This is a genomic window from Haemophilus sp. THUN1691 (assembly GCF_059704425.1).
In genome coordinates this window covers 1,006,095-1,027,428 of sequence record NZ_AP046578.1, presented here as the reverse complement: position 1 = coordinate 1,027,428, position 21,334 = coordinate 1,006,095, and the positions used below count along the sequence as shown (strand labels likewise).

Genomic DNA, 21,334 nt, shown 5'->3' with positions numbered 1-21,334 from the left:
GCTGAATTATTTGGTTAAAAACAACGCTGCCGCACCACGCACACCACCGGAATCGCCATGTTTCGCTTTTTTAATTGGCGGAACTTTTGCTGTCCGCATCAAATGAGGCGGGAGTGCTTTTGGTAAAGCCTCATAAAGGTAATCAAAATTAGATAATCCACCACCTAACACAATCATATGAGGATCAAATGCCGTAATAATATTGCCAATAGAAATCGCCGCTAATTCAACAAAAAGATTCACAAAATCTACCGCACTTTCATAGCCTTGATAGAACAAATCAATAATTTCACGAGCGGATAATGTTTCGCCTTTCAAATCTCGATAAAGCATTTCAAAACCGCGACCTGACAGATAATTATCCAAACAAGCCTTGTTGCCACAACCACATTGATAAATTGGGGCTTTATCCCATCCCAATAATTTCAAGGCATGATAATTTAGTTGTAAATGACCAAGCTCTCCCGCCATTCCTACTTGACCTGAATGAACTTTACCGTTTAAGACAAAGCCACCACCAAAACCAGTCCCAAGAATTAAACCAAGTACAGTCGGATATTGCTGATTTTCCGTATCCCACGCTTCAGATAACGCAAAACAATTTGCGTCATTTTCAGCCCGCACTTCTCGGCCTAAACGCGCAGACAGATCGCGTAAAATTGGTTTATTATCTGCCACACGAATATTGGTAATTTCGGCTAATCCAGTTTGTTGATTAACAAAACCAGGTACGCCCAAACCTACGGTGCCCACTTCACCAAACTTTTCATCAGCACGATTCACTAAATCTACAATCGTGTTAAGCCATTCTTCATAGTCGTTTTTAGGTGTTGGCACCCGTTCAGAATATAATTTTTCTAATTTTTCATTGAATACGGCAAGCTCTATTTTCGTGCCACCAATATCTAAACCATAATACATAATCTACTCCCTTATAAAGAAGTGCGGTTAAAATTAGCCAAAATTTTAACCGCACTTAAATCATTATTTTATGACGAAGATCGCCTTTTTCTTCAAAAAGGCAAAAATAATGCTATTAATCAACCATGCCAGTAATGTCGCTACCAATAAATCAATTGGGTAATGCATGCCTAATCGCACACGGCTAATCAACATCAACAAGCCCCACGCCGCAATACCCACCACCAGCAATTTTGCTTTAAAAGAACGGTTACCCAATAATTGGGTAAAGCCAACAGCAAGCATAAGCCAAGTTGCCGCAAAAATTGTATGTCCAGAGGGGAATGAATACCCCGTTTCATTTTCATAATGATGAACTAACCAAGCTGGTGTGATGGCATCCATCGCATAAAAATCCTTAGCTATTTCAGCACGCAAAGTGCGGTCATTTTTATAAAAGTTTTCAGGCGTTGAATGAGTTTGCTCAGCCAGATAAACGGTGAATGGACGAGGTTCTTCAAATAATGCTTTAGCCCCTGTTTTTGCGGCTTGAGTTGCAATAACTGAAATCCCCATCACAATTACGCCTAATAGCCATTGTTTTGGATTTTTAAATAAAAACGCGAACAAAAATGTAAACAACACACAGGTGATCAACGCATAAGGTACGCTACCCGTTTCAGTGAGCAAATAAAGCCAATAATCAGCTTCAGTTAATTGGCTATTGCCATGCCACTGATAGGAAATACCCCAAATAAAAAATGGTACAAGACAAAGTAATAACGTATATAATGACAGTCTTTTAAACATGCTCGCCCCTTGATAATAAAAAATAACGCGCGCATTCTAACAGAAATGACTACGAATAAGGATCACTTTATGGCAAAAATTCAGCTAGTTGCCCAAGCTAATTTACCTACTGAATACGGCATTTTTAAAATGGTGGGATTTGAATTTCCAGATACAAAAAAAGAACATGTAGCCTTAGTGATGGGTGATATTTCTAATGCAGATGAACCTGTGTTAGCACGTATCCATTCTGAATGTTTAACTGGCGATGCACTTCACAGCTTAAAATGCGATTGTGGGTTCCAACTGGCGACAGCATTGAAACAAATTCAAGAAGAAGGACGTGGCGTCTTAATTTATCATCGTGAAGAAGGCCGCGGAATTGGTTTGATTAATAAAATCCGTGCGTATTCTTTACAAGATAAGGGAATGGATACCATTGAAGCCAATCTTGCTTTAGGTTTCAAAGCAGATGAACGTAACTTTGAGGTCTGTGCCGATATGTTCGAGCTACTTGGTGTCAAAAAAGTTCGCTTGATGACCAACAATCCAGAAAAAGTAGAAACCATGAAAAAAGCAGGTATCAATGTGGTTGAGAGAGTTCCGCTTAATGTTGGCGAAAACCGCTACAACACAAAATATCTTGATACTAAAGCGAAAAAAATGGGGCATTACATTGTGCATAACAATGATGAACAACATTTAATGACTTGCCCACATTGCCAGGAAGAGATTATTTGATACTTCTTAATATATAAAAAATTAACTGAAACTAACCTTCCAGATTGATATAACCTTTAGAAGTCTCAATTAAGGATTTTTATTTAGAACTTTCTAGTAACTAAAAGATACGATCCATTAATACATATTAAGATAAAAAGAATAAATCTTATGTATTAAATGGATCATATTCTTAACTAAGAATGAACCTAAAGTTAATTATAAAAATAAACGCTAACGTTATTTATATGAATTATTCTTGCATTCAGTATTTTCTATTAAATAAAAACCATCTACGCGGCCCACAATAACACAGCCAATAACTGTGGCGACATTATCCGCAAGAACATCACCAATGGATACACTGTTGCATAAGAAAGTGCTGCAGCACCATTATCTTCTTTAATTTCATTAGCAAATGCTAAAGCTGGAGGATCTGTCATTGAACCGGCAAGTAAACCACATATTGTAAGGTAATTCAGTTTACCATATAGACGAGCCAAAATACCGGTAATCATTAATGGAATAAAGGTGATAAAAATACCGTATCCCATCCATTCAAGGCCTGAGCCATTCAACAAGGTATCAAAGAAACTTCCACCTGATTTTAAACCTACCACAGCCAAGAAAAGAACAATCCCTATTTCGCGCAATGCCAAGTTAGCACTAGGTGGCATAAACCAGTAAAGTTTACCAATCGTGCCAATTCTCGCTAAAATCAACGCAACCACTAATGGTCCACCAGCAAGCCCTAATTTTAACGCAACAGGGAAACCTGGAATATAGAATGGAATCGAGCCGACAAGCACACCTAAACCAATACCGATAAACACTGGTAACATCTGTACTTGAAGTAATTTTTGTTGTGCATTACCAATTACGGAAATCGCTTTGTTTAGCACATCGGTATGCCCCACCATATGAAGTACGTCACCAAATTGCAAGGTCGTATTCGCAGTTGGCACTAATTCAATACCCGCACGATTCAAGCGCGAAATCACTACGCCATATTTTTGATGAATACCCAACGTGCGGATCTTTTTACCTAAGACTTTTTCATTAGTAACCACTACTCGTTCGGCACGAATCTCCCCACTATAAGAGGATGTTGGCGCATCTACCTCATGACCAATAATCAAGCGCATTTTTGAAAGCGCAGCATCATCTCCCACTAATTGCAAAATATCATTGGCACGAATTTCTGTGCTAGCCTTTGGAACAATTTCCATATCCTCGCGTTTCAGGCGAGAGCAAACCACTTCCTCATCACTAAATCCAGGCACTTCAATCAGCGTTAAACCATCTAAATTTTGGTTGGTCACTTTCACAGAAATGCTATGCAAACTTTCTTTTTCTTGACCGCTCTCTGCATTAAAACGAGCGGCTTCATCGTCCACTTTGACTTTAAAAAATAAGCGGATCAACCACATTGCAAGCAAAATACCACAAATCCCGAATGGATAAGCCATCGCATAAGACATCCCCATTGTCACTGTAGTTTGTTGCACGCCAAGTTCAGTCAAAATTTGCTGACCAGCACCAAGGGCTGGCGTATTAGTTACCGCCCCTGCGTAAATACCAAGAGCGATATCTAACGGAACATCCGCGACCTTATGCACAATAACCGCAGCAACAGAACCTAGTACAACGATTAAAATGGCAAAAGCATTCAGTTTTAAACCTGATTTTCTTAAAGATGCAAAAAAGCCAGGCCCAACTTGAATCCCAATCGTATAAACGAACAGAATCAAGCCAAATTCCTGCACAAAATGCAACGTACGCGCATCTAGTTGCAAACCATATTGATTGGTGAAATGAGCCACAATGATGCCGCCAAACAGCACACCACCAATGCCAAGCCCAACCCCACGGATCTTCCAATGCCCGATCCATAAACCGATTACGGCAACAAGGGCAAGAAGACTAATCGTGATTGCAATATCACTCATATTGACCCCTTAAAAATGAAATTTAACTCCTTCGGATTATATCCAAGTTGTTTTTTGAAAACCTTAATCAAACTCAAAAAATGATACGTTCGTCACATTTTTTCTTGCGAAATTGAGCATAGACTCTACAATACCGAAAATTTTTGACCCTTTTACAAAAAGTGCGGTTATTTTTCACCGCATTTCTATCTCGGATGGAATATTTATGGATTACGGCCAAGAAGCCATTACTTCTCTTATTTGGATTTTACAAACGCTAGCCATCACCTCAGTCGTCTTTAGTTTCGGCATTTTTCTTTTGGTGCGTTTTACCCAATGGGGAAAACAATTTTGGATGTTTGCAGGTGGCTATCTTTCACCTAAACGCAGCATCAAACCTATCCTATTCTTTCTGCTTATCGTTGCGATGACATTACTCAGTGTGCGTATCAGCCTAGTGCATTCTGAGTGGTACAAAAATATGTACACATCATTGCAAGAATTTAATGAACATGTATTTTGGCAACAAATGGGCTTGTTCTGCGTCATTGCTGCAAGTTCTGTTTCAGCAGCATTAGTAAGCTATTATTTAGAACAACGTTTCGTCATCAACTGGATTGAGTGGCTTAATGAACAGCTTGTTGATAAATGGATGGCACATCGAGCCTATTACAAAACACAGTATTTATCAGAAAATCTAGATAACCCCGATCAACGTATTCAACAAGATGTCCAATCTTATGTAAAAACCACGCTTTCTTTAAGCACCGGAGTGATTGATGCGGTCACCTCGATGATCTCTTACACGATTTTGTTATGGGGATTAGCGGGTCCAATGATGGTACTTGGCATGGAAATTCCACATATGATGGTGTTCTTAGTGTTTGGCTATGTCATTTTCACTACCCTCATTGCATTTTGGCTCGGTCGACCATTAATATCGTTAAATTTTATTAATGAACGCTTAAACGCAAACTACCGTTATTCTTTAATTCGCATAAAAGAATATGCCGAAAGCATTGCTTTTTACGCAGGTGAAAAAGTAGAAAAAAATCAGCTTTACCAACAATTCAACGCTGTCATCCATAACATGTGGGTAATCGTATTTAGAACACTAAAATTTTCAGGATTTAACTTAGTTGTAAGTCAAGTTTCTGTTGTTTTTCCATTGTTAATTCAAGTTGGACGTTACTTTGAAAAACAAATAAAACTCGGTGATTTAATGCAAACTTTACAAGTATTTGGAAAATTGCACAGCAATCTTTCATTTTTCCGTAATACTTATGATAGTTTTGCTGGGTATAAAGCGACGCTTGACCGTTTAACTGGTTTCAGCTATGCCATTGAAATGGTGAATCATGAGTCGCAGGCACAAATCTACAATCACCCTACAAATGTTATTTTCAACAACTTAAGTGTTAAAAATCCATTAGGTCACACTCTGGTAGAAAATCTCAACATTACGCTACCGCAAGGAGCGAGCTTACTCATTCAAGGAAAATCTGGTGTAGGGAAAACGACTCTTTTACGAACAATCGCAGGACTCTGGAGCTACGCAGAAGGTGAAGTGATTTGCCCAACAAACAGTCAACTTTTCTTATCGCAAAAACCCTATGTGCCACAAGGAAATTTGATGTCGGCATTAACTTATCCCAATAAGCCTGACAATATTTCACATAAGCAAGCGGTAGAAATATTAAACAAAGTGCAACTAGGACATTTGGCTGAACAATTAGAAAAAGAACAAGACTGGACGCGTATTCTTTCTCTTGGTGAGCAACAGCGTTTAGCGTTTGCGCGTTTGATTCTACACAAACCTGCCGTCGCCTTCTTAGATGAAGCCACAGCAAGTATGGATGAAGGTTTAGAATTTGCGATGTATCAACTATTAAAACAAGAGCTACCAAAAACCACACTAATCAGTGTTGGCCACCATTCAACGCTGAAAGCTTTACATCAGCAACAACTGACCCTACAAGATAAAGGCCAGTGGCAACTAACGTAAAAAACACGAAAAACAACTGTAATTTCAACACATTTTTTGGTACATTTAGCACAATTTTTTTGCGTGCTTGGCTGTGAAATAATTTCACTTTTTCAGCCAAACAAAATTAACTCTGATTTTAGAATGGAATAATTATGTTATTTAAAAAAATTCGTGGACTTTTCTCAAATGATCTTTCTATTGATTTAGGTACAGCAAACACTTTAATTTACGTAAAAAGTCAAGGTATTGTCTTAGATGAACCTTCCGTTGTTGCCATTCGACAAGATCGCGTTGGTTCACTAAAAAGCATCGCTGCTGTAGGTAAAGAAGCAAAATTAATGCTTGGACGTACACCCAAAAGCATCGCTGCAATTCGCCCAATGAAAGATGGCGTAATCGCAGATTTCTTTGTTACAGAAAAAATGTTGCAATACTTTATTAAACAAGTTCACAGCGGTAATTTTATGCGTCCAAGCCCTCGTGTACTCGTCTGTGTGCCTGCTGGTGCAACACAAGTAGAACGTCGTGCAATTAAAGAATCCGCAATCGGTGCTGGTGCGCGTGAAGTATATTTAATTGAAGAACCAATGGCAGCTGCAATCGGCGCTAAATTACCTGTTTCTACTGCAGTTGGTTCGATGGTAATTGACATCGGTGGCGGGACAACTGAAGTCGCTGTAATTTCTTTAAACGGTATCGTATATTCTTCTTCAGTTCGTATCGGCGGTGACCGTTTTGATGAAGCGATTATTTCTTATGTTCGCCGTACTTTTGGTTCTGTTATTGGTGAGCCAACAGCAGAACGAATCAAACAAGAAATCGGTACAGCCTACATTCAAGAAGGTGATGAAATTAAAGAAATGGAAGTGCATGGTCATAACCTTGCTGAAGGGGCACCTCGTTCATTCACCTTAACCTCACGCGATGTTTTAGAAGCTATCCAACAGCCATTAAATGGTATTGTTGCGGCTGTTCGAACTGCACTCGAAGAATGTCAACCAGAACACGCTGCTGATATTTTTGAACGAGGTATGGTGTTAACTGGTGGTGGTGCACTATTGCGTAATATTGATACGCTTCTCTCTAAAGAGTCTGGCGTTCCAGTAATTATCGCAGAAGATCCATTAACCTGTGTTGCTCGCGGTGGCGGTGAGGCATTAGAAATGATCGATATGCACGGTGGCGACATTTTTAGTGACGAAATTTAATTTAGAACAAAAATAAAAAGTGCGGTTAAAATGACCGCACTTTTCCTTTTAATCTTTTTATCTCAATGTAGGACGCTTAATGAAGCCTATTTTCGGTAAAGCCCCCCCGCTTGGCATTCGATTATTATTAGCTGTAGCAGCTTCCCTTTCTTTAATCTTAGCTGATGGTCAAACTAATTCAATGACTAAAGCTCGCAGCGCCATGGAAACTGCAGTGGGTGGCCTCTATTATCTTGCCAATAGCCCTCGTACAGTATTAGATGGGGTATCTGATAATTTAGTAGATACCAGTAAATTACAAATCGAAAATAAAGTATTACGCGAACAATTACGTGAAAAAAATGCAGATTTACTCTTACTAGATCAACTCAAAGTCGAGAATCAGCGTTTACGTTTATTGTTAAACTCCCCTTTACGCACCGATGAATACAAAAAGATTGCTGAAATTTTAACCGCAGAAACAGATATTTATCGTCAACAAATTGTTATTAACCAAGGCGAAAAAGACGGTGCTTATGTAGGTCAGCCTGTAATTGATGAAAAAGGCGTCATTGGTCAAATTATTTCTGTGGGAGAGAATACCAGCCGAGTACTACTCTTAACTGATGTCACTCATTCTATTCCAGTACAAGTTCTACGTAACGATGTTCGCGTCATTGCAAGTGGTACAGGACATACTGATGAGCTAACTCTTGATAATGTACCTCGTTCTGTAGATATCGAAAAAGGCGACTTACTTGTAACGTCTGGTCTTGGTGGTCGTTTCCTTGAAGGCTATCCAGTAGCGGTTGTACAAAGCGTTTCACGCGATGGTTCCAATTACTTTGCGACGGTCAAAGCCAAACCTCTCGCGGCCCTTGAACGCTTACGCTATGTATTGCTGCTTTGGCCAAGCAATTTAGATATGTCTAAAGTAAAATCTATGTCTCCAGAAGAAGTGCGTAATTTAGTGCAAAAACGTTTAGAAAGCCAAGCGAATGAAGCTGATTACAAAGTAAAAAAAGCCCCATTAACAGACGATAATCTTCAAGAAAATAAGGATAAATCAACGGTTGAACCTGAAATCCCAACCGATGCACCGCAAAATGAAGAAGCTGTACCGTCAGAACAACAAGAACATAGGGAAGAAGATTAATGCAAACTCGCTTTATTTTACAATGGCTCACAATTTTAAGCTTCTTTGTCGTGGCATTAGTGCTAGAACTGGCACCCTGGCCGCTTGGTTTTCAAGCATTTAAGCCAGCTTGGTTAGTTCTCGTTTTACTTTACTGGGTTCTGGCTATTCCAAATAAAGTCAGTATTGGATGGGCATTTTTATTAGGACTTGTATGGGATTTAATCCTAGGTTCCACATTAGGCATTCATGCTTTAGTCCTTTCTGTGACAATTTATTTTGTGGCAAAAAACTATCTCGTACTCAGAAATTTATCGCTTTGGTTTCAAAGCCTTTTAGTGATTGCGTTTGTGTTTATTGTCAGATTAGCTATTTTCTTAGTTGAATTCTCCCTGCATACCGCATTTTTTAACTGGCAAGAAATCTTTGGGGCTTTAGCATCGGGAATACTATGGCCATGGGTATTTTTATTAATGCGTAAAATGCGCCGAAAAGTTAAATTACATTAAAAAAGAGAGATAAATATCTCTCTTTTTTATGACTTACGAGTATCTAAAAAGCTAATTCAACTGTTTATTAGAATCCATCAAAGAATCACATTCCCAGCCGATATACTCTCCCGCAAATTGACCAGCCAGTTTTTCAAAACGTTCTACTTGTTCAAAAATCTCACCATTATCTAATGAAATTTCTTGCTCTAATTTTACCAAGAAATAAGGTTCATCATCTTCATTAAACTGAATAGCTTGTGCGGAATATTGTAATGTCGTGAAAGAATAATCTCCTAAACTAAGCTCATCCATAAAAGGGAACATTTTCTCTTCTACATCAAAATGAAAACTATGCTCCACCAGATACGTATCACTTAAATCGCGACCTTTATTTTTCAGCAAATCAAGTAACTCTTCCGTTGCATTTAATTTAATCTCTAATGGAGAAGCAAGCAAAAAGTCAAAATAAGTATCCCAACTTAAATCCTTTTGCACATTAATATCTTTAACAAAATCAATTTGCTGTAAAGTTTCTACAACAAGATTTTCATGCTCACAGTAAAAATGCATTTTAGCTTGGGCATTACAAATAAAATGTCCGGCAAAAAATACATTCGGAAGTGCGGTTAATTGCGCCAGAATTTTAAATACACGATTAATTAACTTATCGTATTCAATTTCTGAGGGCAAACCAGTTTCATCATCTGCCTTATAAGCGATTGTGAATTGCACTATTTTATCGAGATCTTTACCGTGATATTTTTCAACATCTTCAATATTTGCGGTAAACACGGCGGGCATACCATTCACAGTAGAACGATAATTCTGCCAATTTGCCATATCCATTTCGCTTTCCTATTTAAATTCAGCCCAAATCGGTGCGTGATCAGACGGTTTTTCCATTGCTCGAATATCCAATGCAATGCCCACATCGACACAGCGCTCAGCCAATTTTTGACTTACTAAAATATGATCAATTCGTAAACCTCGATTATCATCAAAACCTTTAGAACGGTAATCAAACCACGAGAATTTATCATTTGCTGTTGGATTTAGCTTACGAAAACTATCTTCTAATCCATAATCATACAAACGTTGATACCACGCTCTTTCTTCAGGTAAGAAAGAACATTTCCCTGTGCGTAACCAACGTTTACGATTTTCATCTCCGATACCAATATCTAAATCACTTGGGCTAATATTCATATCGCCCATAATTAAAATAGGATTCGATTTGTCATGTTCTTTTTCTAAATACTGTTGAAGATCCGCATAAAATTTCTCTTTAGCTGGAAATTTAGTCTCGTGCGCACGACTTTCCCCCTGCGGGAAATAGCCATTAATTACGGTCAACAAACCAAAATCAGTTTCAAGATCAGCCATAATAATGCGTTTTTGCGCATCTTCATTGTCTGTTGGAAAACCACGACGAACCGCTTTAGGTTCTTGTTTAGTCAATAATGCTACGCCATAGTGACCTTTCTGTCCGTGATGAAATACGTGATAACCTAAGTTTTCTGTAATTTCATAAGGAAAAGCCTCATCAGCGACTTTAATTTCTTGCAAGCCGATTACATCTGGCTGATATCTTTCAATAATGGCTTCAAGTTGATGTGGTCGAGCACGTAAACCATTTATATTAAAAGAGATAAATTTCATTTTTGTTCCTATTAAAGAGTAAAATTGTCTTTATTATACAGAGATTTCTATTTTGATAAAAACGGCTTTGTCAGATAAGCCTTAATTTGCTCAAACACACTGGATTTAATCCAAAATTGACCTTGAGAGGGTAAACAAGTTACCGAAATAAAATCATTCAAATAATCAAATTCCAATTGAGCAGCATGCAAATAAGTGCGGTCAATTTTTTCAGTATTTTTACCATAAAGTCCATCGCCTAAAATCGGGCTACCTAAACTTTTCATCGCAACACGTAATTGATGCGTTTTCCCCGTTTGTGGTTTTAAAATAAATAAACGTAAATTAGGTTCACAACTTACACTCTCAAAACGGGTAATTGCGGGATTTTCTTTTGTTTGACAAAGTTTCCATGCGCCATCTCTGGCTTTCTTCATATCCCCGACGATCAATCCTTGTTTCTTTTTAGGCTTTTGGTTACTTAATGCCAAATACGTTTTATGAATTTTATGTTCAGAAAAAAGTCGTGAAAATTCAGCCGCACTTTCAGCATTCAATGCCAAAATTAATAGACCCGACGTCACTTTATCCAAGCGATGAACTAACCATACTTGAGGCACATTCAGTTGTTTTGCAACAAGTTCTGTTAAGCCTTGTTCTTCTTGATCTTTATGAACACTAATACCTTCAGGCTTGTTGATAATAATAAAATCGCTATGTTGATAAGCAACCTCGATTTTCATCAGACTTGCTCCTTTTTGTAAATTTTATTTTTACCGAGAACAATATCTTTTACCGAGCGAAGTAATTCCTGTTGAATGTGTGAGAGCTTTGGTTTTTCATTTAATTGAAATGCTAATGGGCGACAAAGCTCCATTGCTTTCACGCCTAATCTAGCAGTGAGCAATCCCACGCCGATTCCTTGAGCTATACGTGCAGAAAGCTTTGCTGTTACATCTTGAGAAAGCCAATCCATTCCAATATCTTGTGCCACTTCGGTTGCCCCAGCAAAAGCGATATTGACCAATACCATTCTTAACAATCGAATACGTGAAAAATACCCCAATTCAATTCCATAAATCTCAGCAATCTTATTCATTAATCTAAGATTTCTCCACGCGATAAAAAACATATCCACTACAGCAAGTGGACTAATCGCGACAATCACCGCTGATTCAGCAGCAATTTTACTAATCAATTTTTTAGCTTGTGAATCAAAAGTAGACAAAACATTACGACTAAATAAATGTGTAATTTCTTGCGCTGAATAAGCTTCATTTAATTGCTGTTGCCATTGAATTACCTCTGGAGAGTCATTTTCCAAACGTAGCGATTTTGCAATATCTAAGCAAAGAACTTTACTTTTTTCTGAGTTATGAACAGAAAAAACATCACCATTTTTTACCGCACTCTCTAACCAAATTTGCTGACTTTGTTGTTGCAATTGCTCACGTTTTTTTAAACGAACTAAACGTCGCCACTCACCAATAATCTCTTTAATACCCAATAAAATGACAATTAAACTGACTAAAGCAAAAGCAAGATAAATCCATTGATGTTGTTGATAGCTATCCCAAATCCACTGCACAGATTGCGCAACTGTCGCCGCACCAAATAAAAGTGCGGTAAATTTTAATAAAGTTTTTCCAAAACCTGATTTTGGTTTCAATGCCTGTTCAAGTTGAGCATCAAGTAATTCCCCTTCTAAGGGTTCATCCAGCTTTGTTTCTACATGATGAAACTCTTGCTTAGGCTGATATTGTTCTTCCTCAACGTTGACTGCATGTTCAAAAATTTGTTTTTCCATTGCCTATTCCAAAAAATAACCCCACTGAAAAGTGGGGTCACAATGTCAAAATTCAATCATTATTCATCGTTTGAGAAGATAGAAAGTAATCTTAATAAACTCAAGAATAAATTGTAGATTGAAACATAAATATTCACGGTTGCGCGAATGTAATTCGTTTCACCTCCATGGATGATATTACTGGTTTCATACAAAATAGTCATTGTAGAGAACACAACAAATAATGCACTAATTGCGACTGATAACGCAGGAATTTGGAAGAAGAAACTTGCCACCATACCAAGCAATAGCACAATAAATAATGCAAACATTGCGCTTGATAAAAATGACATATCTTTTTTCGTAGTCAATACATAAGCGGAACACGCGAAAAATACGATAGCAGTTCCAGCGAATGCAAGCATAATCAAATCTTCCATTCCACGTGCCACATACATATTTAAAATTGGCCCGATGGTATACCCCATAAATCCGGTGAAAGCAAAGGCCGCCAAAATACCAGCAGGACGATCAGCTAATTTATTTGTTAAGAAAAGTAAACCATAAAAACCCACTAGTAACACAATAATATTTGGATACGGCAGGTTTAGGCTCATTGAAATAAATGCAACAACCGCTGAAAATGCCATGGTTAATCCCAATAAAAAATACGTGTTACGCAACACTTTATGTGTGCTGAGTAGCGATTCCTGCTGAACATCCACAATAAGACGTGATTGCATAAAAGCTCCTTGTAGAATAAGTAAAAAGTCTCTTGTAAAGTAAGGGTTAGGGGTAAAAAAGTCAATGGTATTGATAGAATTAATTTCATCAAAATGAATAAATTATCATCACCTAAACTTAAATCATGAGATTTCTGTTTACATCAATAAAATATTCATTATACTACGCCCATCAATCACGGAGGAATGGTCGAGTGGTTGAAGGCACCGGTCTTGAAAACCGGCGAGGGTTTACGCCCTCCTAGGGTTCGAATCCCTATTCCTCCGCCATCAGAATTAAAAAATCCCTAAGTCGAAAGGCTTAGGGATTTTTACTTTGTATTACATTATTTGGTTAATCCATTCACTAGTGAAATAACAGCCTGAATATCGCTATCAGACAATTTTCCTTCTTTCACAAATTTTACTTTTCCCATTTTGTCTAACACGATAATTGCACTATCTTTAGGATTTAATCCCCAAGCATTTTTCACTGCACTTTTATCATCTAATACAACCTGGCTATGTGGATTTTGCTGTTTTCCTTTTTGTGCACCATTTTTTACAAACATACCTGTACCAACAATCGCATCATCTGCATTAATAATGGTCGTTGTTTGGTATTTTGCAGGATTAAAATGAGATGCTTTTATTGCATCAATCATTGGCTGATTTTTCTCTTTTGCTGCAGTTCTACCCGCTAAATGATGTACAACACGCACTTTACCCGCTAACCCCGCAGCCCCCCAAGGTTGAAACGCGGTATCTTTTCCAGAAAGTACAATTTCACCATACTCACTCACTTTGACCGATGGTAAAGATTGCTCTAATTGCAAATTGTGAGCCCAAGTTGAGCTACTAAACATCACGCCACAAACTAAGGCAAGAATTTGTTTCTTCATACATTTTCCTCAAAAATTTATCAAATACTTTCACGCTTTGGCGAAAGACATCTTTTTTGCTATACTCGCGCGCCTATTATATGTAATCAAGAAGGAAAACCCAATGGATCAAATGCCTAATTGCCCAAAATGTCAAAGTGAATACGTTTACCACGATTCAATTAATTTTGTTTGCCCTGATTGCGGTAATGAATGGGACAATAATGAAATTCAAGAATCAGATGACGATAAACTAATCGTAAAAGACAGCAATGGGAATTTGCTTGCAGATGGCGACGATGTACTTTTGATTAAAGATTTAAAATTAAAAGGTTCATCAGAAGTATTGAAAAAAGGTACAAAATTCAAAAACATCCGCTTAGTAAATGGCGATCATAACGTCGATTGCGGCAAAATCATGTTGAAATCTGAGTTTTTGAAAAAAGCTTAATCGAAAAAAATGCGGTCTAAATGATCTGACCCCAAAAAGTTAGACTCTTATTTAAAGGATTGTTTTCGATATTGTATTGGACTCAGTCCTTTTAATTTTAGTTTAATCCGTCGATGATTATAGTAATCCAAATAATCCCTGACGGCATCAACTATCTCTTCTCTACTGTAAATTCCAGGCCATAAAAACATTCCGGTTTTAATCGCCCAAAGAAACTTTCCATCGCAACATTATCCAAGAAGCAGCTCCCTTTTCTCGACCTACTTTGAATGATACCATGTTCAGCCAAAATTCGACGATAAATCACCATTTGATACTGACAGCCTTGGGCTGAATGTAAAATGGCACCAAAAGCTTTGTTTAATCCTTTGGCGTTTGGATAATTTCCGTTGTTCGGTTTAGTTCTAAAGTCGGAGCATTCTCAACTCCTTTAAATAAGCTACCTCCGCTTCAAGCTGTAAAATTATCAAACGTAAGCGGTCTTCTTCCGTTTTAGAAGGAGGCATTTGGGCATATTTATTTCATAGAGGGTCGTTCTAATGGATTACAAGGAATCAGCCTATTTATGCTATTTTTTCAATGCGTTTCAACTAGGTTCCAACTAATGTATCTGAGGGAATATTATAAAAATGAGCCGCTTCTCTGATAATCATTTTTCAATTCAGAATAGATTGGAGAAGCTGTAATTTAAATTCGATTGTGTAGTGTTTACCCATAATAAAATCTGCACCTCAATTGTTAGTTTGTTTAATCCAACTCTTGGGGTACAGATCATTTCTTATCTCTTAACTTAAGTTGATACTACATTTCTATATTTGGAAACAACATTTTAATGACGTTCTTAGTCAATCTTCTTGATTTACCTTGATAAGGGAAAATATGCATCATCATCATTGGATTAAAATTAGCTTCAATTACTCCCCAGGAATTTAAGGATGGTTCAGCTTGTTTTGTTAAATCAGGAATAATTAAATCAACCCCGCAAACTTTAGCCCCCATCGCACGAGCAACCCCTACAGCAATCTGTTTATAACTCTCATGCATTTTATCAGTCATATCAATAGAATCACCACCTGTACTGATATTAGAATTAGCACGTAACTGCACAATTTGACCATCCTGAGGTACACTATCAGGTGTTAATCCTTGTTCTTTTAACTGTAATAATTCTATGTCACCTAAAGCGATCTTTTTGAGAGGTGAACGAGAACCATCTCCCCGTAAAGGATCTGCATTTTTTATCTCGACCAATTCACGCACCGTGTTCTTTCCATCACCAATAACATTTGCAGGTACACGCAACAACACTGCAAGCGTTTCATCCCCCAAAACAAAGAAGCGATATTCTGTACCAACTAAATAATCTTCAACCATCACTTCTTTATCTTCGCGAAAAGCAATCTCAATCGCTTTGACAAAATCATCTCTATGTGCCACACCCTGTTTGAAAATTGTGATGCCTAAACCATAATTTGTGGATTTTGGCTTAATAACGACAGCGCGCCCTTCAAATAAAGCATAATGTGCAACAGCTTGTTCAATCGATGTAAATTCCAAGCTTTTTGGTACATTAAAACCAGCCTTTGATAATACTTTCTTCGTCACTACTTTATTTTCCATAATCAATGGAGAGATATATTGATCATGGCTAGTCATATTACCGTTTTTAACATATTCAAAGTGTTCACCAAATTTAAGTGCAAGAAATTGATCATTCTCATCTAGAATTTCAGTTGTAACACCTTTTTGAATCAAATCAAATAGTAAAGCTTGAGTGGAAAGCTCCATATTATCAAATGCAGATAAAGCATAAAAACGTTTAAAAGCTTGAGATTTATATAGCTTCGCAAGTTTTATCCCCAAGGCTTTATAACTTCCCTCCTGCTCAATCGCTTCAAGCAATTTTCCATTTACTGTTAGACTTGGCTCTGCCAATTGCACCAATTTTTCTTCCGAAATTTTAACCGATCTTTCATCTGCATTGATAATTTTCAACATATCAATAATTTGGCGCAATATTGCTTCCCCCTCTTCTCGAAATGCTGTTTGCTCACGAGGATCTTCAAGGGATACTTGATATAATCTTTGTTTACCAAGCTCTACTTCTTTTTGACCACTTGTCTCATCAAGCCATAACATTCCTAATAAGAAAGTATGAATAAATTTTGCATCATCTAGACTGATACCATATGGTTCAAGTGGATTCAAATCAAACAAACGAAATTCTGCATACTGAACGCCTTTTTCTAGCAATTCACGAGCTTTTTTCGAACCTCGTAAACGAACATTAGAATAAAATTCTTTTTCTGCAATCAAATGACCAGATTTAACTTGAAACTCTAATGTTTCTACATAATTTTCAAGGTTATCATGATTCACCACAACATTAGATGAATTAACGTAACCATAGGGACTAGAACGTAAACTACGTACTAACTGCCCCTCTTTCAAAGGAAAATTCAGTACGCCATTTCGAGAAAAATAATTTGCTTCCACTATAGGACTTGCTGCAAGTAAATAAACTAAGATCCACTGATAGCGTAGAAAATTATTAGCCAATTTCATATATAAAGCATTCTGAAAATCTTTAAGATGAACATATTCATCTTGCAACAGGAATACAGCTTTCACAAATTCAGGTGACAACTGGAAATTGTAATGAATTCCACTTACCATTTGCTTGTATTTGCCATATTGTTTAGACAGATGCTCTCGATATTCCACATCTTCCTGTTTATCAAGCTGCGCCTCTTGAATCTCATTTTCTGGTGGTAATCCCGCAGGCATACTAAATGGGAAAATATATTCATTTTCAGGTAAAGAACGCAGCACCACCTCATGAATTGCAGAAAGCCAACGTAGGCTATCTTCCAGTTTAGCATTTGGTGGCGTAATCAACTCAAGCTGACTCTCGGCAAAATCTGTTTGAATATAGGGATGATAAGAACGGTTACCAAATACTCGTGGATGGGGGGTCGTCACAATATTCCCCTTATCGTCAATACGTTGACTTTCCTTTTCTAAACCAAATTGACCCTGCTGAAAAAGTAAACCTAGTTGATATTGTTTAACCCATCGTTGTAATTTCATTATGTCCCCTTTCAAATAAAAACTTTTATTGAAATAATACCATACTAAAAGAGTCCCATTTATGTTGAAATGGAACTGAATAGATAATTTAGTTATATAAAGATTAACTAAATAAACTAAAAGGGCCAAGTTCCTCAAATCACAGAACTCAGCCCTTAAATTATTTTTAATCTTCTATTTAATCCGTTTTCTCATTCGAATATTGATCATTTCGACCACAACAGAGAATCCCATTGCAAAATAGATGTAACCTTTCGGGATGTGAATATCTAAACTTTCTGCAATTAAACTAATTCCCACTAAAACCAAGAAGGCTAAAGCTAGAATTTTCAAGGTTGGATGCGTATCTACGAAATCGCCGATTGGTTTTGCTGCAAACATCATCACGCCAACGGCAATAATAATCGCCAAAATCATAACAGGAAGGTGGCTTGCCATACCTACTGCAGTAATCACGGAATCTAAAGAAAACACAATATCTAGCACTGCAATTTGAATTAATACACCAAGATAACTCACTTTGTTTTTGCTTTCAGATTCATGGTGTTCTTGATGATTGATTGCTTCTTTAATTTCGCCTAAACTTTTTACAATCAGGAATAAACCACCGATTAATAAAATCAAATCACGCCCAGAAATTTCTTGATTAAACACAGTAAATAACGGTGCGGTAAGCTTCATCATCCAAGCAAGTGACATTAAAAGTAAAATTCTTGTCAGCATTGCTAAACCAAGTCCAACAATACGACCAGACTGGCGTTGGCTTTCAGGTAAACGCCCAACTAGGATACTAATAAAAATAATATTATCGACCCCTAAAACGATCTCCAAAGCAGCAAGTGTCGCAAGTGATATCCACGCTTCAGGATCAGTAATCCATTCAAACATAATTTTTCCTATAATAAAGTTAAATAAATCCGAAAGTGCGGATCATAATGGCTTTATGATGAAAAGCAATCGTTATTTACATTTAAGAGATAATTGATTAATCGTTTCTGAGCGTTTCAAAAATCGTTTCGGCAAGTTTAAGGGAAATCCCAGGTACAGAGGCTATTTCATCTAAGGTCGCCTTTTTCACACCTTGTAAACCACCAAGATATTTCAGTAAAGCCTGACGACGTTTAGCGCCCACACCTTCAATGGTTTCTAAACCACTTTGTGTAAAGGCTTTTTGACGTTTTTTACGGTGCCCGCTTATTGCGTGATTATGGCTTTCATCACGGATGTGTTGAATCAAATGCAATGCCAAACTATCATCAGGTAAATGAATTTCGCGGTCTTGTTTGCTGATGATCAGTACTTCCTGCCCTGCTCGACGATCCACACCTTTTGCCACGCCAATTAAGTGCGGTCTATTTTTATCCCATTTTACTTGAAGATGTTGGAATACATTCAATGCACGATTTAATTGCCCTTTTCCACCATCAATAAAAATAATATCGGGAATTTTATCTTCTTCTAAATCACGCTCATAACGTTTCTGCAACGCTTGTTCCATCGCAGCATAATCATCCCCGCCAGTAATCCCTTCAATATTAAAACGACGATAATCAGATTTCATTGGACCTTCTTGATTAAAGACAACACAAGATGCCACCGTTTGATTTCCCATCGTGTGGCTTATATCGAAACATTCCATACGCTTAATTTCAGGAAGATTTAACAGATCACACAACGCTTGATAACGCTCTGACATTCGTGAAGATTGTTTAAGTTGTACATTTAAAGCCGCTTTGGCATTAACTTGTGCGAGCTGTAAATATTTACTCTTATCGCCTTTTACGCTTTCTTGAATCGTCACTTTTCTGCCCGCTTGATCAGTAAGAAGTTGCTCAAGCTCTGATTTTTCAGCTAATTGACGATCGACAATAATGCTATTCGGGATACTTCGTCCTTGATGACCTTGTAAATAAAATTGCCCCACAAAAGTTTCGGTAAGTTCTGATAAATCCGTATTGGCGGGTACTTTTGGGAAGTAACTGCGATTGCCGAGCACTTTTCCTTGACGAATAAACATCACTTGTACACAGGCTAAACCGTGTTGGTAAGCGATGGACATAATATCCATATCATCTAAACGCTCATTGGATACAAATTGTTTTTCAATAACCGAACGCACCGCCTGAATTTGATCGCGATAACGAGCAGCCTGTTCAAAATCTAAATTTCTGCTTGCCTGCTCCATTTTACCGATTAAATAATCTAACACCTGTTGATCTTTGCCTTGTAAAAATAAGCGCGCTAATTCAACTTGCTGATTATATTCTTCATCAGAAACATATCCCTGTACACAAGGTGCGGAACAACGCCCAATTTGATATTGCAAACAAGGACGAGAGCGGTTGGAATAAACGGAATTTTCACATTGACGAACAGGGAAAAGTTTTTGCAAAAGCGATAACGTTTCACGCACGGCTCCGGCGTGAGGATAAGGCCCGAAATATTCACCCGCAAATTTTTTAGACCCACGATAGGAAGTGATTCTTGGATGACGTTCTTTGGTTAATAAAATAAATGGATAGGATTTATCATCTCGCAATAACACATTATAACGAGGTTGATAAAGCTTGATAAAATTATGCTCTAGCAGTAAAGCTTCCGTTTCAGATGAAGTTAGCGTGGTGTCAATATGATGAATTGATGCCACCAACGCCTCTGTTTTTTTACTGCTCAGATTTTTACGAAAATAGCTTGAAAGACGTTTTTTTAGATCCTTTGCTTTCCCAACATAAATAACCTGATCTTTATCGTCATACATACGATAAACACCTGGTTCGTGAGAGACATCCGCTAAGAACTTTTTAGCATCAAACATTTTAATTCGCCGCTAAAATTGCCCGCACTTTTTCCAAATCTTCAGCGGTATCCACCCCCACTGCTGGCACTTCTTTCGCAAGTTCCACATGAATGCGTTCGCCGTTATATAACACACGAAGCTGCTCAAGTTTTTCTAGATTTTCAAGTTGAGTCGGTGCCCATTGCACATATTGTTTTATGAAACCCGCACGATACGCGTAAATACCAATATGACGTAAGTAAGCATCCGCAAGCTGTACTTTCTGAACATCCTGTAAATTCATAAACTGATCACGATCGTAAGGAATAACCGAACGAGAAAAATACAGTACATAGCCCTCTTTATCTGTTAACACTTTCACTGCATTTGGATTGAATAATTCCTCAGCATCATGAATTTTTACCGCAAGGCTTGCCATGTTCACGTTAAATTTTGCTAAATTATCTGCCACTTGTCGCACGATAACGGGAGGAATCAAAGGCTCATCCCCTTGAATATTGACAATGATTTCATTGTCAGGAATCGCTAATTTTTCTACAACTTCCGCTAAACGTTCTGTACCAGAATTATGATTAACCGAAGTCATACACACTTCCGCACCAAAACTTTTGGCAACATCAGCCACATTTTCATTATCGGTGGCAATAATCACTCGGCTCGCCCCAGACTGCAACGCTTTCTCAAATACATGTTGAATCATTGGCTTACCCGCAATATCAGCAAGAGGTTTTCCAGGCAAACGACTTGATGCAAAACGAGCGGGGATAATCACAGTAAATGACATAATTTATTCCTTATTCTTTAATATTTCAGCTTTATCGGCAAGTAATCA

At 37.6% G+C, this 21,334-nt stretch carries 19 protein-coding genes, 1 tRNA gene and 1 pseudogene; 7 read left to right on the top strand and 14 right to left on the bottom strand.

All coding sequences use genetic code 11. The features are described 5' to 3' along the window. Window positions 1–6 precede the first annotated feature (6 nt). Complete coding sequence (gene nagK / locus AC6H0J_RS05020; protein ID WP_046953448.1) at window positions 7–921, bottom strand: N-acetylglucosamine kinase; 915 nt, start codon at window positions 919–921, stop codon at window positions 7–9. Between the two features lie 63 nt (window positions 922–984). Next, window positions 985–1,710: a phosphatase PAP2 family protein gene (locus tag AC6H0J_RS05015; RefSeq protein ID WP_005629113.1), complete on the bottom strand. Its 726-nt coding sequence runs from the start codon at window positions 1,708–1,710 to the stop codon at window positions 985–987. 69 nt (window positions 1,711–1,779) lie between these two features. Between AC6H0J_RS05015 and ribA the strand changes: the two genes are divergently transcribed. After that, window positions 1,780–2,430: a GTP cyclohydrolase II gene (gene ribA / locus AC6H0J_RS05010; RefSeq protein WP_005629111.1), complete on the top strand. Its 651-nt coding sequence runs from the start codon at window positions 1,780–1,782 to the stop codon at window positions 2,428–2,430. 272 nt (window positions 2,431–2,702) lie between these two features. Here ribA and AC6H0J_RS05005 read toward each other — a convergent pair whose 3' ends face one another. Then, entirely contained in the window at window positions 2,703–4,358 is a 1,656-nt protein-coding gene (locus AC6H0J_RS05005) for a putative transporter (protein WP_005629106.1), read from the bottom strand. Between the two features lie 205 nt (window positions 4,359–4,563). Here AC6H0J_RS05005 and AC6H0J_RS05000 point away from each other — a divergent pair, with 205 nt between their 5' ends. The 4 genes from AC6H0J_RS05000 (at window position 4,564) to mreD (ending at window position 9,155) form a co-directional block, all read left to right on the top strand. Continuing rightward, complete coding sequence (locus tag AC6H0J_RS05000; protein ID WP_497512957.1) at window positions 4,564–6,342, top strand: ABC transporter ATP-binding protein/permease; 1,779 nt, start codon at window positions 4,564–4,566, stop codon at window positions 6,340–6,342. 134 nt (window positions 6,343–6,476) lie between these two features. Continuing rightward, entirely contained in the window at window positions 6,477–7,532 is a 1,056-nt protein-coding gene (locus tag AC6H0J_RS04995) for a rod shape-determining protein (RefSeq protein ID WP_005629101.1), read from the top strand. Window positions 7,533–7,611: 79 nt separating this feature from the next. After that, entirely contained in the window at window positions 7,612–8,667 is a 1,056-nt protein-coding gene (gene mreC / locus AC6H0J_RS04990; RefSeq protein ID WP_005629099.1) for a rod shape-determining protein MreC, read from the top strand. Then, window positions 8,667–9,155: a rod shape-determining protein MreD gene (gene mreD, locus AC6H0J_RS04985; protein ID WP_005629096.1), complete on the top strand. Its 489-nt coding sequence runs from the start codon at window positions 8,667–8,669 to the stop codon at window positions 9,153–9,155. The genes mreC and mreD overlap by 1 nt, the downstream gene beginning before the upstream one ends. A 51-nt stretch (window positions 9,156–9,206) precedes the next feature. Here mreD and AC6H0J_RS04980 read toward each other — a convergent pair whose 3' ends face one another. Genes AC6H0J_RS04980 through AC6H0J_RS04960 form a run of 5 tightly spaced genes read right to left on the bottom strand, consistent with a single transcriptional unit; the run spans window position 9,207 to window position 13,304 of the window. Then, complete coding sequence (locus AC6H0J_RS04980; RefSeq protein WP_114892333.1) at window positions 9,207–9,983, bottom strand: TIGR01619 family protein; 777 nt, start codon at window positions 9,981–9,983, stop codon at window positions 9,207–9,209. A 9-nt stretch (window positions 9,984–9,992) separates the two neighbouring features. Beyond that, window positions 9,993–10,796, bottom strand: coding sequence for an exodeoxyribonuclease III (gene xthA / locus AC6H0J_RS04975; protein WP_005628039.1), 804 nt, complete (start codon window positions 10,794–10,796; stop codon window positions 9,993–9,995). Window positions 10,797–10,843: 47 nt separating this feature from the next. Next, window positions 10,844–11,518 (bottom strand): TIGR01621 family pseudouridine synthase, encoded by a 675-nt coding sequence (locus AC6H0J_RS04970; protein WP_005628037.1) that lies wholly within the window; start codon window positions 11,516–11,518, stop codon window positions 10,844–10,846. Continuing rightward, window positions 11,518–12,582: a YcjF family protein gene (locus AC6H0J_RS04965; RefSeq protein ID WP_005628034.1), complete on the bottom strand. Its 1,065-nt coding sequence runs from the start codon at window positions 12,580–12,582 to the stop codon at window positions 11,518–11,520. The genes AC6H0J_RS04970 and AC6H0J_RS04965 overlap by 1 nt, the downstream gene beginning before the upstream one ends. A gap of 59 nt (window positions 12,583–12,641) precedes the next feature. Next, window positions 12,642–13,304: a Bax inhibitor-1/YccA family membrane protein gene (locus AC6H0J_RS04960; protein WP_005628031.1), complete on the bottom strand. Its 663-nt coding sequence runs from the start codon at window positions 13,302–13,304 to the stop codon at window positions 12,642–12,644. A gap of 180 nt (window positions 13,305–13,484) precedes the next feature. Between AC6H0J_RS04960 and AC6H0J_RS04955 the strand changes: the two genes are divergently transcribed. Beyond that, window positions 13,485–13,574, top strand: a tRNA-Ser gene (locus tag AC6H0J_RS04955). Between the two features lie 56 nt (window positions 13,575–13,630). Here the strand turns inward: AC6H0J_RS04955 and AC6H0J_RS04950 are convergent. Beyond that, window positions 13,631–14,185, bottom strand: coding sequence for a YtfJ family protein (locus AC6H0J_RS04950; RefSeq protein WP_114892336.1), 555 nt, complete (start codon window positions 14,183–14,185; stop codon window positions 13,631–13,633). A gap of 103 nt (window positions 14,186–14,288) precedes the next feature. Between AC6H0J_RS04950 and AC6H0J_RS04945 the strand changes: the two genes are divergently transcribed. Continuing rightward, window positions 14,289–14,615, top strand: coding sequence for a zinc ribbon domain-containing protein YjdM (locus AC6H0J_RS04945; protein ID WP_046953438.1), 327 nt, complete (start codon window positions 14,289–14,291; stop codon window positions 14,613–14,615). A 47-nt stretch (window positions 14,616–14,662) separates the two neighbouring features. Here the strand turns inward: AC6H0J_RS04945 and AC6H0J_RS04940 are convergent. The 5 genes and pseudogenes from AC6H0J_RS04940 to kdsB form a co-directional block, all read right to left on the bottom strand. Next, window positions 14,663–14,958, bottom strand: a pseudogene (locus AC6H0J_RS04940) (IS3 family transposase); the annotation flags it as partial. Between the two features lie 458 nt (window positions 14,959–15,416). Then, complete coding sequence (gene gshAB / locus AC6H0J_RS04935) at window positions 15,417–17,705, bottom strand: bifunctional glutamate--cysteine ligase GshA/glutathione synthetase GshB (protein WP_497512951.1); 2,289 nt, start codon at window positions 17,703–17,705, stop codon at window positions 15,417–15,419. Between the two features lie 174 nt (window positions 17,706–17,879). Continuing rightward, window positions 17,880–18,593 (bottom strand): TerC family protein, encoded by a 714-nt coding sequence (locus AC6H0J_RS04930; protein ID WP_046953436.1) that lies wholly within the window; start codon window positions 18,591–18,593, stop codon window positions 17,880–17,882. 97 nt (window positions 18,594–18,690) lie between these two features. Beyond that, window positions 18,691–20,520: an excinuclease ABC subunit UvrC gene (uvrC, locus tag AC6H0J_RS04925; RefSeq protein ID WP_046953435.1), complete on the bottom strand. Its 1,830-nt coding sequence runs from the start codon at window positions 20,518–20,520 to the stop codon at window positions 18,691–18,693. 1 nt (window position 20,521) lies between these two features. Continuing rightward, on the bottom strand, window positions 20,522–21,286 hold the full coding sequence (gene kdsB, locus AC6H0J_RS04920) for a 3-deoxy-manno-octulosonate cytidylyltransferase (RefSeq protein ID WP_005643449.1): 765 nt from the start codon (window positions 21,284–21,286) through the stop codon (window positions 20,522–20,524). Between the last annotated feature and the right edge of the window lie 48 nt (window positions 21,287–21,334).

Coding starts and splice junctions, on each gene's coding strand:
- gshAB (WP_497512951.1), bottom strand. CDS start 17,705: ATGAAATTACAACGATGGGTTAAACAATATCAACTAGGTTTACTTTTT.
- AC6H0J_RS04930 (WP_046953436.1), bottom strand. CDS start 18,593: ATGTTTGAATGGATTACTGATCCTGAAGCGTGGATATCACTTGCGACA.
- xthA (WP_005628039.1), bottom strand. CDS start 10,796: ATGAAATTTATCTCTTTTAATATAAATGGTTTACGTGCTCGACCACAT.
- nagK (WP_046953448.1), bottom strand. CDS start 921: ATGTATTATGGTTTAGATATTGGTGGCACGAAAATAGAGCTTGCCGTA.
- AC6H0J_RS04980 (WP_114892333.1), bottom strand. CDS start 9,983: ATGGATATGGCAAATTGGCAGAATTATCGTTCTACTGTGAATGGTATG.
- mreD (WP_005629096.1), top strand. CDS start 8,667: ATGCAAACTCGCTTTATTTTACAATGGCTCACAATTTTAAGCTTCTTT.
- AC6H0J_RS04970 (WP_005628037.1), bottom strand. CDS start 11,518: ATGAAAATCGAGGTTGCTTATCAACATAGCGATTTTATTATTATCAAC.
- uvrC (WP_046953435.1), bottom strand. CDS start 20,520: ATGTTTGATGCTAAAAAGTTCTTAGCGGATGTCTCTCACGAACCAGGT.
- AC6H0J_RS04965 (WP_005628034.1), bottom strand. CDS start 12,582: ATGGAAAAACAAATTTTTGAACATGCAGTCAACGTTGAGGAAGAACAA.
- AC6H0J_RS04945 (WP_046953438.1), top strand. CDS start 14,289: ATGGATCAAATGCCTAATTGCCCAAAATGTCAAAGTGAATACGTTTAC.
- AC6H0J_RS04995 (WP_005629101.1), top strand. CDS start 6,477: ATGTTATTTAAAAAAATTCGTGGACTTTTCTCAAATGATCTTTCTATT.
- AC6H0J_RS05015 (WP_005629113.1), bottom strand. CDS start 1,710: ATGTTTAAAAGACTGTCATTATATACGTTATTACTTTGTCTTGTACCA.
- mreC (WP_005629099.1), top strand. CDS start 7,612: ATGAAGCCTATTTTCGGTAAAGCCCCCCCGCTTGGCATTCGATTATTA.
- AC6H0J_RS04960 (WP_005628031.1), bottom strand. CDS start 13,304: ATGCAATCACGTCTTATTGTGGATGTTCAGCAGGAATCGCTACTCAGC.
- AC6H0J_RS05005 (WP_005629106.1), bottom strand. CDS start 4,358: ATGAGTGATATTGCAATCACGATTAGTCTTCTTGCCCTTGTTGCCGTA.
- kdsB (WP_005643449.1), bottom strand. CDS start 21,286: ATGTCATTTACTGTGATTATCCCCGCTCGTTTTGCATCAAGTCGTTTG.
- ribA (WP_005629111.1), top strand. CDS start 1,780: ATGGCAAAAATTCAGCTAGTTGCCCAAGCTAATTTACCTACTGAATAC.
- AC6H0J_RS04950 (WP_114892336.1), bottom strand. CDS start 14,185: ATGAAGAAACAAATTCTTGCCTTAGTTTGTGGCGTGATGTTTAGTAGC.
- AC6H0J_RS05000 (WP_497512957.1), top strand. CDS start 4,564: ATGGATTACGGCCAAGAAGCCATTACTTCTCTTATTTGGATTTTACAA.